This window comes from Rahnella sikkimica (assembly GCF_002951615.1).
GTDB lineage: Bacteria > Pseudomonadota > Gammaproteobacteria > Enterobacterales > Enterobacteriaceae > Rahnella > Rahnella sikkimica.
This window is the reverse complement of the sequence record NZ_CP019062.1, coordinates 4569357-4581639: the sequence shown is the minus strand read 5'-3', so window position 1 is coordinate 4581639 and position 12283 is coordinate 4569357. Positions and strand designations below refer to the sequence as shown.

The following is a 12283-nucleotide window of genomic DNA, read 5'->3' as shown; positions in this document are numbered from 1 at the left end:
AAACCTCAGTGCGTCTGGAAACTTAATTAGATTGTGAATAAGCGGTGAACAGCGGTTTGCCATTCTGCGCCGATTTTAACACCCAGACGCGCCCGTAGTGATTATAAAATCCTGCTGCATGCCCGGCATCCGTACCAATCCCCTGATACATATCAAAATGTTGTCCTTTAATGGCTCCGCCGACGTCCAGCGCAACCATCAGACGCATATGGTATTTCCCCGTAAACTTACCTTTATCATTCAGCTCAGGCACTTCTGCCAGCAGCGTGGTGCCTGCCGGGATAAGCGAACGGTCAGAGGCCACAGAGGCTTTGGCAATCAGCGGAACACCACTGGCTCCGCGAACGGGCGCAAAAGGCTCGGGTTTAAAGAAGACGAACGACGGATTTTGCTCCAGCAGCTCGCGGACCTCTGCCGCAGAGTGGGTATCAGCCCACTGGCGGATGGCCTGCATCGACATATTTTCTCGCGCCACTTCACCCCGGTCGATCAGCACTTTGCCGATACTGCGATACGCGTGACCATTTTTGCCCGCATAACCGAAGAACATAAATGGTCGTCCGTCGCCGTAATCCACGTAACCACTGCCCTGCACTTCCATCATGAAGTTATCCATCAGGGAATTGGTCCAGGCGACGACGTAGTTGTCACTCAGCGCGCCGGAGTATATAGAGGCGCGATCCGGCAGACGGCCACGTTTTGGTGGCATACGGTAAAGCGGGTACTGGAATTCGCCCTGGCGGGTATAGCGCGCCTGCACAACCGGCGTGTAATAGCCGGTGAGTTGCACGTTACCGAAGTTATCAGCGCCTTCCATCTGATAGGCGCTGATGCCGTACTGGCTCAGGTTTCGGGTATCCGCCCCGGAGCGCAGCCATTGTTCTACGGCCTGAAAAGTCGTGTTATTTCTGCCATACAAACCAGAAGAGGCGATTTGCACCGCAGCCACCTGGTTTGAATAATCCAGCGCGTTGACCGGTTTCCCTGTTGCGTTCGGCTCATTCACGTATTCCAGCGCGTTGTCCAGACGGCCATCTTTATACTGCTGACCCCGGTCAGTGGGCCGCGAGGAACAGCCCGCTAATACCGCAATCACCAGACCACTCAGCAGATACTTACTCCAACGTCCTTTCATTGTTGCCGCGCTCTCTTACTTTCAGGGAAATGACTGGCGAAACGATAACAAACGACCTATCAGAAAGGAATTACCACAGCCTAAAAAAGTGCCCCCGGCTAAATTGGGGACAAAAGAGCAACGATATGTGTAAAAAGCCAGCAACTAAGTGCTTTGTTTGAATAAATTCAAATAAAGGGTTGCGCGAAATCTCATGGGGAGTATAGTTCGCCTCCATCGGACGCGGGGTGGAGCAGCCTGGTAGCTCGTCGGGCTCATAACCCGAAGGTCGTCGGTTCAAATCCGGCCCCCGCAACCAATTCAATTTCGATGTATGAAATACTCAATTGAATTGTACGATGAAATAAAGCAGTATCACGGACGCGGGGTGGAGCAGCCTGGTAGCTCGTCGGGCTCATAACCCGAAGGTCGTCGGTTCAAATCCGGCCCCCGCAACCAATTCTAAGCTGATGCATTAAGATATTCATTCAGAATGCTGTGATGAAGTAAAGCAGTGCAAAGTAGTGACGGACGCGGGGTGGAGCAGCCTGGTAGCTCGTCGGGCTCATAACCCGAAGGTCGTCGGTTCAAATCCGGCCCCCGCAACCAACTACTTAAAAATTGAATTAAACAACAAGCACCTTAACGGGTGTTTTTTTGTATCTAAATTTCGGGAGCCGGCAGGAATATCTTTATATCCTCCCGCCATTTCCCCGCTTATTTCGCCCTTGCCGCCCCGCCTTCTGAAAACCAAACTTTGATTCCCGCCATGATCGATTCCGCGACCTGCTGCTGAAAATGAGCCGTCCGCAACTTTTTCTCTTCATTGATATTACTGATGAAAGCCGTCTCCACCAGAATGGACGGAATGTCCGGCGCTTTCAAAACGGCAAAACCGGCCTGATCGACTTTGTTTTTGTGCAGATGATTAATTTTCCCCATGCGCGTCAGTACCTCTTTGCCAAATTTGAGGCTATCGCCGATGGTTGCCGTCTGAACCAGGTCAAACATCGTATGATCCAGATAACGATCGCCGCTTTTGCTGACACCGCCAATCAGGTCAGATTCGTTCTGGGTTTGCGCCAGAAAGCGCGCAGCAGAGCTGGTTGCGCCCTTCGTCGATAAAGCAAAAACAGATGAGCCTTTTGCCGCCCGATTGGTAAAAGCATCGGCGTGAATAGAAATAAACAGATCTGCTCTCAGCTTTCGCGCTTTCGCCACCCGGACTTTCAGCGGGATAAAGACATCTTCGTTACGGGTCATGTAGACTTTCATATTGGGTTCACGCGCAATCAGTTTTTGCAGGCGGCGCGCGATTTGCAAAACAACGTCCTTTTCACGCGTTTTGTATTTACCAATCGCGCCCGGATCCTCGCCGCCGTGCCCCGGATCCAGCATAATCACCAGCGGTCTGCTTCTCCCCGCCTGACCGTCTTTGGCCGTTTCCGGCGGCAACGTTCTCGCCACATCGCCCCGGTTGTAATCTTCCAGTAATGCCAGCAGCGGATCATCTTCTGCACTCACGGTACCGTCTTCCGGATACAAATCAACGACCAGACGGTTGTGGAATTCGGCAACCGGCTTCAGGGTAAACACATGAGGATTGATGGCCCGCTTGAGTTCGAGCACCATGCGCACCGTTTTGGTATCAAACTGCCCCACCCGCGCCTGACGGATATAAGGGTCACTTTGCTGAACCTTTTCTCCCAGACCTTTCAGTACGCTGTTGAGGTGAACACCTTCAATATCGACGACCACGCGCGGCGGATCGCTCAGCAGAAATTGCTTATATTTTAGAGGCGTGCTCGATTCGAGCGTAATGCGGGTATACGTAGAAGAAGGCCAGATGCGTACCGCGATAACCTGTGAGCTGGCAGCGAACCCCACTTTGCTCACACTCAGCATCCAGGAAGCCGCTACAGTTTGAAGAAGTCGTCGTCTTCCGGGATTGTGATTATCGTCAGTCATGCAGTCTCAAAAAGTGTCTAAAAGTAAAAATTAGCTGATAAAAAACTCAGTTTACGGATTCTAACGAATCATATCCTGCATGTCATTCCTAAACATTTATTCGATTAATCAATTTGTTGTACGTTTGTAATGGGTGTTAAAACAAAAACAGAGATTTCTTACTTGCCACACGCCGACAAAAGAATAAAAATACAAAAATTACGAATAAAAATTCATACGAGGTTTTGCCGTGAAGGAACGTAGTACAGAACTGGTTCAGGGATTTCGCCACACAGTTCCCTATATAAATGCGCACCGTGGCAAAACGTTCGTGGTCATGCTCGGTGGGGAAGCCATAGAACATGAGAACTTCAGCAATATCGTCAATGATATCGGGCTGTTACACAGTTTAGGTATACGTCTGGTAGTGGTTTATGGCGCGCGTCCACAGATTGATGAGAACCTTTCTGAGCACAATTACGAGCCGATTTATCACAAAAACATCCGCGTCACGGATGCCCGCGCCCTTGAACTGGTGAAGCAGGCAGCGGGTTTGTTACAGCTTGATATCACCGCGCGGCTTTCCATGAGCCTGAATAATACGCCACTGCAAGGCGCGCATATCAACGTAGTCAGCGGGAACTTTATCATTGCTCAGCCGCTGGGCGTCGATGACGGTATTGATTACTGCCACAGTGGCCGCATACGCCGTATCGATGAAGAAGCCATTCACCGCCAGCTCGACAGCAATGCGATTGTACTGCTCGGCCCGGTTGCGGTTTCCGTCACCGGCGAAAGCTTCAATCTGACATCCGAAGAAGTCGCGACACAGATGGCTATCAAGCTGAAAGCTGAGAAGATGATCGGCTTCTGCTCTTCACAGGGCGTGATCAACGACGAGGGAAATATTATCTCTGAGTTGTTCCCTAATGAAGCGCAGCAACGCATCGACTTAATGGAAGCGAGCGGAGATTATCTTTCAGGCACGGTACGATTCCTGCGTGGTGCGGTGAAAGCCTGCCGCAGCGGCGTGCGTCGCAGTCATCTGATCAGTTATCAGGAAGATGGCGCGCTGGTTCAGGAACTGTTCTCACGCGACGGTATTGGTACGCAAATCGTCATGGAAAGCGCCGAGCAGGTTCGCCGCGCCACCATCAACGACATCGGCGGTATTCTCGAGCTGATCCGCCCGCTGGAGCAACAAGGTATTCTGGTGCGCCGCTCCCGCGAGCAACTGGAAATGGAAATCGATAAATTCACCATTATCGAACGCGATAATCTGACGATTGCCTGTGCCGCGCTCTATCCGTTCCACGACGAAGGGATTGGCGAAATGGCCTGCGTGGCGGTTCATCCGGATTATCGCAGTTCTTCACGCGGTGAAATGCTGCTGCAACGCGTCGCCAGCCAGGCCAAACAAATGGGTCTGAACCGGTTATTTGTTCTGACGACCCGCAGTATTCACTGGTTCCAGGAGCGTGGTTTTAAACCTGCGGAAGTTGACGTTCTGCCGATTCAGAAACAGGAAATGTACAATTATCAGCGCCGGTCTAAGATCCTGATTTCCGATCTCTGAAAATCACAACACCGTATTTTGCCCGTAAAAAAGGACGCTTTCGCGTAATGCTGATCGTTTAAGAGAACTTGAACGATCCTGCAGTTAGGCGACAATCTGGCTCAAACATCGTTTGAGCCAGACACCTTATGAGCCTACTTTCCGAACAACTTCAGGTTGCCGCCGCATTTAACTACCCTGAATCTATTGATTCTTTTCAAAAAAATATTCCTCTCGAATGGATTGAACAAGCTCTCAGTCAAACCGGCAGAGCGACTGTTCGCAGACGAAGATTTCCCGCTGAACAGGTCGTCTGGCTTGTCCTTGGAATTGCTTTGATGCGTAACCGTTCTATTTCTGATGTCTGCGATAAACTCGATTTAGCCTTTCCTGACAGCCACGGTAATTTCTCGCCCATGGCAACGAGTAGTCTGGTCAAAGCCAGGCAGCGCCTGGGGTTCGAGCCCCTTCGACATCTTTTCTATTCCACCTCTGAGCAGTGGGACAAAGAAGATACGGAAAAATTTGTATGTGGCCTCAAAGTATTCAGCGTCGACGGAACCCAATTCAGAGCCCCGGATACTCCTGAGAATAAATCCTTTGGTTTTGCTTCCGGTAGTAACTCATTCCCTTCGGTTTTACTCGTTGCGCTTATGTCTGCGCGCAGTCATTTGATCACTGATGTTGCATTTGGGCCGGTAAAGAACAGCGAAATATATTATGCACAACAGTTGGTTAGCTCCGTTCAGGAAAACTCACTGACCCTCTTTGACCGGGCTTACTTTTCCGCAGAACTTTTACTTTCCTGGGAAGGCGCAGGAGCGAATACACACTGGCTAACACCGGTGAAAAGTAAAATGAGGCACAAAGTTATCGAGCAGTATTCTGAATACGATCAGCTTATTGAAATGCCGGTTTCTCCGCAGGCCAGAAAACAGTTCCCGCATCTTCCCCACACATGGTTGGCTCGTAAGGTATTGATAATAAAACCTTCTGGAGAGATAAAAGAATTCATTACATCAATGAAAGACCCTGAAAAATATCCTTTCGAAGACATCATTCAAGTGTACTGGGAAAGATGGGAAATAGAACAAGGTTACAGCGAGCTAAAATGCAGTCAGTTGGGAAATACAAATATCTTAAGAAGCCAAAAACCGGCGGGGATCTACCAGGAAATTTGGGGAATATTAATTAGTTACAATCTCGTTCGATTGGAAATGAGGCGAATGGCTGATGACTTCAATGTCCACCCTTTGCGCATAAGCTTCATAAATGCATTGCGGCTGATACAAGAGGAATTTTTGTGGTGTTCAGGGCGAACGCCGGGAACAATACCTAGAAAACTAAGAGACTTACGAGAGTCAGGTAAGCGATTAATCTTACCTGAAAAACGCAAAAGGCCAGCTTATCCAAGAGAAGTACTGGCTCGCCCTGCAAAGTATCCAACTAAAAAGAAAGCCGCTCGTTCTTAAGCGAGCGGCATTACGCTTTCGCGTCCTTTTACTTTTACTCAACTCTGCAATTTCTATTTGCTGGTTTGCGATTTCAGAGCCTGCTGCAAGGTCGAGGTGTCCGGCCAGGTTTTAAAGCCTTCCGGTGCAGCGTACTGCGGCGTTTTACTGTCGTTGCCAGAAACCTGAGACAGCATCGCCAGACCCTCTTGCGCAATCACGGCCTGATGGAAATAGTCCGCCAGCTGCGTCTGCGTTAATCCGGCAATCACGCGGATCACGTTTGTCCGGGTATCAAACTGAGCATTTCCTCGGCTGAAGTCATTCCCCAGACGATCGGCTTCCTCATCCAGCGTCTGCGGACGTTGCTGCATTTCATTCACCAGCCCCTGCTTATATTGCAGGAATTCATCATCTTTCATCTCACGCAAACGCTTTTCAGCCTGCGGATAAAATGCCAGATAACGCTGATAAAGATAGTCAGGTTGTTTGCTGTTGCTTTGCAGCAGGAAGCCGATCCCCCACTGTTTCCCGACCGGGATCGGGAAAGCAAACACGGCGTATCCCAGCTGTTCCTGTGTACGCAACTGGCTGTAGAACCAAGGCTGAATAATCTGCCCCAACAGAGCGCTATACCCCATACTCTGCACTTCGTCGTAACCCCGTGGCACATATACCGCCGCCAGCGCAGAATCCGTACTGGTGCCGGTACGCTGGATATTAGCCTTCATCGGCTCAGTCACTTCAGCCTGCTTACCGCGCCACCATTCGGTGCCGTGCGCGCCAAGCTTCTGCATAATCTGCTGTGACATCGCCCTGACCTGACCGGCGGTCATGTTCCCCACCACCATCACTTCAACGGCGGCATGGTGAATCAATTGTTCGCGGTAAGCATTCACGTCATCAAGGGTAATTTGCGCCACTAACTTTTCACGCTCGGCGCGTTCCGTATATGGCACACGGGAAAGCAGCTGGACCGGCTGCAACGCCAGCTCGAAAGCTTTGCCTTTATCGGCTGAAGATAAGCGTTCCAGATACCAGGATTTCGCCTGATCCAGCTGTTCCTGTGTCGGTTTAAAGTTCGGATAGTTATCCACTAATGCGGCCAGCAGATCAGGCAGGCATTCAGTGAAGCCGGTAGCGGTAAATTGCAGACCGTTGTCCGGAGAGGTTCCGAACGTAATCCCGCCAATAGACGCCTGATAGCTCAGCTGATCAAACGCAACCCCGGTCAGATAATCCGTCAGGCCGTACAACACCTGATTTTTTGCCGAACTTAGCGCCTCTTCATTACGGAATGAAACCGTGACATTGGCTTTCGGCTCATCGGCGAAATACCGGCTCGGCATGTAGAAAACACGCAGCCCTTTATCTTCCACCAGCAACTCAGGTTTGGTCGCCGTAGAGTCTTTTGTCACCAGTGCCAGAGAATCGGGAATGTACGGATTCAGCGCTGGCAGCGACAACGTGATGCCCTGCGCCAGCGTTTTCCATTGCTCGAAGGTTTGCGGCGGCACTTTATCAACTTCGTAAGGTGCATCCATAAAGTAAGCCACTTTGTTGTGCGGCTCATTCGGGCTGATGATCCAGTAACGCGCATTTTGCGGCGTCATTTCATCCAGACGCGATGCGATAGCCTTGGGATCGTACTGATCGGTCAGATACGGTGAATCCAACACATGTTCAACCGGCACGCGCAGCATGGTATCAACCAGCCATTCCACATAATCCATATCGCGGGTTAACGCCGGATAACGGAAATCGAGCGCCATGACATGAGCAATCTCGTCGAAATAGGATTTCTTAACGCCCTGCTCACGCATCTCATTGAGATAGCTGAAAATGGCGGCAATCACCGTGTCGCGCTGGGCAAGCCCTTTATCCGTCAGGGAAACAGAGATATTAAATACTCCCATATTCCGGTTAACCATCGGATCCGCACCGGCGCTGATCCCGTCGGCGTATCCTTGCTTTTGCAACCAGTCTGACAACGTATTCAGGCTGCGGTTGCCAATCAGGTAGCTGATATAAGTATCTGTTTTACTACGAAAGTCGGCACTGTTATTGTCGATGGCAAATTCAATACGCAATTCTTTTCGGGGCTGTGCGGGAACAAAGTGGATGAATTCACCTTTTTGCTCTGCCGTCACTGTTGGCACGGTAATCGGTGGCACAACGGCATGGTGATTGGCTATCTTTCCAAAAGTACTGGCGGCCAGTTCAGCCAGTTCCGGCAACGGTTTGTTGCTGTAAATAACCCCCACCAGCAGATTGGCAGAATAATAGCGGTGATAGAACGCGGTGAGCTGATCGTGAAGTTTACTGCCCGGTTTATCTTTTAAGGTATCCAGATTACCGCCGGAATAACGGGCCGCCGGGTGTTCAGGGTTTAACGTTTCGGCCCGAACCTGCGCCATACGCATCCCGTCACGCGAACGCGCCATCGTCAGTTCGGCATTCACCGCATTACGCTCGCGGTCACCGTTAGCCGGATCCAGCAATGGCTCACCAATGGCGTCCGAAAGACGATCTACCGCTTCCGGCAGGGCATCGTTTTCAACTTCCAGATAAAAGGCCGTGCGGTAAGACGCGGTGCTGCCGTTATGGCTGCCGCCGTGTTTTTTGAGGAATTCAGAGAGGCTTTCAGGCTGAGGATACTTCTTTGACCCCATCAGAAGCATGTGTTCTGTGTAATGGGCAAGGCCAAGCTGGGAATCGGGGTCTTCCAGAGAGCCGACCGGAATAGCCAGCGCAGCAAGAGACTTGGGCGCCTGAGGGTCAGAAACCAGCAAAACCGTCATATCATTATCGAGCTTTATCGCCTGATACAGACGGGGGTCGTTCTGACTTTTATTAATAGCTTGTGCATAAGGCTGCCAGACGGCGGCACTTGCGACTACAGGGGCCCAAAAGGTCAACAACAACAGTAACCCTGAAACTCGGGTAACCTGTTTCAACATTGCCACTCTCCCTCAATCGAGTAAATATGCCCCACGGGCACTAAAAATAAACAGTTCAACAACTGATAGATCTCAACCTGCTGTTTTCTGCTATCAGGTCTACTCAGACCCCGCAGACGCAGGATAGTTGTCAAAAAATCGAACCGGGATAGGCAGTCAGGAGCTCCGTCACATTTTATTCCCAAACCTGAATCTTCCTGCAGGGGAAAATCACCCTGTTAAACCACTCTAAGCTGTTAGCCTGTCATTGCAAGCGGCTTGAGGGTATTTTAACGACTTATTCTGAAGCTGTTCTGCTGCCATTTAGCCGCCTGATTTGCAGATTAACCGCTGCAAAATTGCCTGATATTTTGCCGGTGACCGTATAACCACATTGACCCGTTGGCACGATTGCCCTGCAGAAATCTCCGACAGCTGATATTCCCAGCCTTTCATGACGGTTTCGTGGCTCCGCCCTGTTGCTGCGTAAGCTTCCAGCTGCGAATGCGCCTCAGACCATGCCTGTTGCACCTGCCACTGACGCATAAACCCATACGTCAGTGACTGGTAATAATTGAGCAGCCCTAAAATAGAAACTGACAGCAAAAATGCGGCAATCAGAGCTTCGGGCAGACTGAAACCCTTCTGTGAAATTTCATCTGTCCCCGGTACATCACCCATTACATATTAGCTCGTTAGTTTCAGGGCAAAAATCCAGCCATCCTTGTTTCAGCGGAATAAAAACCATCGTGCCGTCAGCCTGTTTTTTGCCACTGGCCTGCTGAAACTGCATCACGGGCTCACTGCCCTCCACCCCTTCCCCTTCCCCGCGCAGCAGAAACACATCCGGGCGCAGTGACGGGCGCACACAGACCCGGCCTTGCCCTGAAAGCACCAACCCTGCGGGCACAGCCTGGCACTGCCAGTCAGAACCGGTGAAAACCTTCCCGTTATACTGAGCTCCCCAGGCTAATGCTGTGGAAGCATTTTCCCAGGCAATAACAAACCGGTGCTGGCTGGAAGTTAGCGCCAGCCCGGCCGAAAGTTGCTGCTGTAATGAGTTAAGGGCAATAAGCCCCAGCCCCATCATCACCATAACGCTCAATATAATGGCGCTGCCGCGCTGGCGTTCCGCACCGGTAAAATTCACTACCGCCTTCACAGGTTATGCCCCGCAACCAGCGCGCTGACCTGCTGATGAATAAAAGGATTTTTACTCCAGCGGGCTTCCAGCTGAAGGGAAAATAAATGACCGTCAGATCCGCCGGTTTGCTCAGTGACGTTAAACTTTGTCACACTAACCTCCGCAGGATCGAGCAGCTTTTCCCAGCCGGAGCCACTGCAATCAGCCGCTCCGCGTTGAATTTCAATTCCCCCCTGACGCAGGCGATAGCCAAAATATTCAGATTCTGCCGTACCGGGTTTTTCCCATTTCCCGTTACGGTTCAGGTCGTAAATTGCGATCACACAGGAACCCGCGGCCTCCCCAGCGGCATTCCCGATGATGACGGACTTTCCCTCGCAACTGCCGTTGCAAAACCCTGCACGGCGCAGATCTTTCTCCATTGTAAACGTCGTCTGCCGCAGAAGCTGATCGAGCTGATAATGCCTGCCAAGGCTTTGACTTCTCTGACGCATCATCGGGTAGATTTGTGCCGCACTAAGCATCAGCATGCTGCCTAACCCCATCGCCATCATCACTTCCGGCAATGTGAATCCGAGGCTGTTTCGCGAGATTACTGACATGACGCAATCCCCAGTAAAGACTGATGTTCACTGCATACCCGCAATCTTCCGCGCGCAGAAAGAACGAGCCGCAGACTGCCCGCCGCATTTTTCAGTGTGAGATGTCCCGGCATGGCCGAATTTCTCAGCCCGTAAAATCCCGTCGCGTTATCTGAAAAATCGAGCAATTCAATTTCCGGGTCATTAACGACAAACACCTTGCCTCCGGCGGCAGTGCAGTCCACAGAACGCAGCCCGGTTCCCACGCAACCACCCGTTCCGCTCATGACCCATAGCACGGCGGAACGGTTGTGGTTATTGGCTTCGGTCTGCACGCCGTAGAGGTACAGACGCAGCCGCTGAGCATGCTGCTCAAGTTTCAGCGCCTGCTGATATCCACGCCAGCTGTGCATCCCCCAGAGTGCGCACATCGCCACGATGATGACTACGACCATCATTTCTATCAGCGACATTCCCTGTTCTCCTGTCCGTTGCGTTGTTTTCATGCGGTCAGGTTAGGCATTTAACTTTTTACCGCCACAGGCAAAACGCATTTTTCCGGCACGTCTCGGGAACAATATGTGCAACAAAGCGCACATGGCAAAAACGTTGCGCGGTGTCTCGCAGGAATGAAAAGGAGTGCGAAACCGGGGCTGAAATCGTCAGGGAAAGGTGTAAAACGTATGGCAGCAGGGAGAAAGGCGTTAAAGAGAAGTGGCCGCCTGACCAGAGTGACAGGCGGCGAACAACGAAGGGTCAGATAGCGACGGGCGCTTTGATTGCCGGGTGCGGATCGTACCCTTCAATCTCGAAATCTTCGAAGTTGTAATCAAACAGGGAGGCAGGTTTGCGCTTGATGATCAGTTTCGGCAATGCACGTGGTTCACGGCTCAGTTGCAAATGCGTCTGTTCCATGTGGTTGCTGTACAGATGGGTATCGCCACCGGTCCAGACAAAATCGCCCACTTGCAGGTCGCACTGTTGCGCCATCATGTGAACCAGCAGTGCATAGCTGGCAATATTAAACGGCAAGCCGAGGAAGATATCGCACGAGCGCTGATACAGCTGGCAGGACAATTTACCGTCAGCCACATAGAACTGGAAGAAGGCATGGCAAGGAGCCAGCGCCATCTGATCCAGCTCACCCACGTTCCAGGCGGAAACAATAATACGGCGGGAATTCGGGTCCTGTTTCAGTTGCTTAATCACATTCGACAACTGATCGATTTGCGTGCCATCAGCAGCCCCCCACGCACGCCACTGTTTGCCGTACACCGGGCCGAGGTCGCCGTTTTCATCTGCCCACTCGTCCCAGATGCTGACGTTGTTTTCACGCAGATAGGCGATATTGGTTTCGCCTTTCAGGAACCACAGAAGTTCATGAATGATCGAGCGCAAATGGCATTTTTTCGTGGTGACCAGCGGGAAGCCTTCCTGCAAATTGAAACGCATCTGATGACCAAAAATCGACAACGTGCCAGTCCCGGTACGGTCGGCTTTAGGGGTGCCCTCATCGAGCACTTTCTGCATTAAATCCAGATACTGTTTCATG

General features: G+C 51.3%; 10 protein-coding genes and 3 tRNA genes. 5 read left to right on the top strand and 8 right to left on the bottom strand.

Annotated elements, in window-relative coordinates; all coding sequences use genetic code 11:
• Window positions 1-22: 22 nt before the first annotated feature.
• A complete protein-coding gene (gene mltA / locus BV494_RS21190; RefSeq protein ID WP_104924605.1) occupies window positions 23-1135 on the bottom strand; it encodes a murein transglycosylase A in 1113 nt (370 codons plus the stop codon).
• Window positions 1136-1356: 221 nt separating this feature from the next.
• On the opposite strand from mltA, the gene BV494_RS21185 reads away from it, so the two are divergent.
• The 3 genes from BV494_RS21185 to BV494_RS21175 all read left to right on the top strand — a co-directional run bounded on the left by BV494_RS21185 (window position 1357) and on the right by BV494_RS21175 (window position 1723).
• Window positions 1357-1433: transfer RNA gene (locus BV494_RS21185), tRNA-Met, on the top strand.
• A 63-nt stretch (window positions 1434-1496) separates the two neighbouring features.
• Window positions 1497-1573: transfer RNA gene (locus tag BV494_RS21180), tRNA-Met, on the top strand.
• Window positions 1574-1646: 73 nt separating this feature from the next.
• Window positions 1647-1723: transfer RNA gene (locus tag BV494_RS21175), tRNA-Met, on the top strand.
• Between the two features lie 108 nt (window positions 1724-1831).
• On the opposite strand, the gene amiC is transcribed toward BV494_RS21175, so the two are convergent.
• Entirely contained in the window at window positions 1832-3082 is a 1251-nt protein-coding gene (gene amiC / locus BV494_RS21170; RefSeq protein WP_104924604.1) for an N-acetylmuramoyl-L-alanine amidase AmiC, read from the bottom strand.
• Between the two features lie 229 nt (window positions 3083-3311).
• Between amiC and argA the strand changes: the two genes are divergently transcribed.
• Window positions 3312-4637, top strand: a complete 1326-nt coding sequence (gene argA / locus BV494_RS21165; protein ID WP_104924603.1) for an amino-acid N-acetyltransferase — start codon at window positions 3312-3314, stop codon at window positions 4635-4637.
• A gap of 128 nt (window positions 4638-4765) precedes the next feature.
• Entirely contained in the window at window positions 4766-6088 is a 1323-nt protein-coding gene (locus BV494_RS21160; RefSeq protein ID WP_104921321.1) for an IS4 family transposase, read from the top strand.
• Between the two features lie 53 nt (window positions 6089-6141).
• On the opposite strand, the gene ptrA is transcribed toward BV494_RS21160, so the two are convergent.
• From ptrA to thyA, 6 genes are all read right to left on the bottom strand, one after another.
• Window positions 6142-9027 (bottom strand): pitrilysin, encoded by a 2886-nt coding sequence (gene ptrA / locus BV494_RS21155; RefSeq protein ID WP_104924602.1) that lies wholly within the window; start codon window positions 9025-9027, stop codon window positions 6142-6144.
• A 303-nt stretch (window positions 9028-9330) separates the two neighbouring features.
• Window positions 9331-9687: a prepilin-type N-terminal cleavage/methylation domain-containing protein gene (locus tag BV494_RS21150; protein WP_104924601.1), complete on the bottom strand. Its 357-nt coding sequence runs from the start codon at window positions 9685-9687 to the stop codon at window positions 9331-9333.
• Complete coding sequence (locus tag BV494_RS21145) at window positions 9680-10168, bottom strand: YgdB family protein (RefSeq protein ID WP_226789996.1); 489 nt, start codon at window positions 10166-10168, stop codon at window positions 9680-9682. Before BV494_RS21145 ends, BV494_RS21150 begins: the two co-directional genes overlap by 8 nt.
• Window positions 10165-10752 (bottom strand): prepilin peptidase-dependent protein, encoded by a 588-nt coding sequence (locus tag BV494_RS21140; RefSeq protein ID WP_104924600.1) that lies wholly within the window; start codon window positions 10750-10752, stop codon window positions 10165-10167. Before BV494_RS21140 ends, BV494_RS21145 begins: the two co-directional genes overlap by 4 nt.
• Window positions 10743-11237: a prepilin peptidase-dependent protein gene (locus tag BV494_RS21135; protein WP_255414935.1), complete on the bottom strand. Its 495-nt coding sequence runs from the start codon at window positions 11235-11237 to the stop codon at window positions 10743-10745. Before BV494_RS21135 ends, BV494_RS21140 begins: the two co-directional genes overlap by 10 nt.
• 250 nt (window positions 11238-11487) lie before the next feature.
• Window positions 11488-12282, bottom strand: coding sequence for a thymidylate synthase (gene thyA, locus BV494_RS21130; protein WP_104924598.1), 795 nt, complete (start codon window positions 12280-12282; stop codon window positions 11488-11490).
• Between the last annotated feature and the right edge of the window lies 1 nt (window position 12283).